The following is a 302-nucleotide window of genomic DNA, read 5'->3' on the forward strand; positions in this document are numbered from 1 at the left end:
ATAGGATCATGCTTACGGCGTTCGGACCCCGCTTCGTCGCCTGCGAGATCGCCGATCTCTACGAGAAGCTGGGCGGCGGCGTCACCCGCATCGGCAAGCCCTATCCGGCGATCTTCGATGCCGCACTTGCACTGGCCGGCGAGCCGGACCGCCACAGGGTGGTCTGCGTCGGCGACAGCGTCGAACACGATATTGCAGGCGGCAATGGTGTCGGCATCGCCACCGCGTTGGTATTGGGTGGGATCCTGGCCGGCGCGCCTGACCTCGCCGCTGTTTTCGGCGAGCACAAGGCCTGGCCGGAC

At 66.6% G+C, this 302-nt stretch carries 1 protein-coding gene; it reads left to right on the forward strand.

Translation table 11 applies throughout. The annotated features are described in order from the left end of the window. Positions 1–302 (forward strand): HAD hydrolase-like protein (locus EN852_RS38845; protein WP_148671972.1); only part of this gene is annotated, 302 nt, incomplete at both ends.

Source organism: Mesorhizobium sp. M2E.F.Ca.ET.209.01.1.1, from assembly GCF_004010375.2.
In the GTDB taxonomy this organism is placed as follows: Bacteria; Pseudomonadota; Alphaproteobacteria; order Rhizobiales; family Rhizobiaceae; genus Mesorhizobium.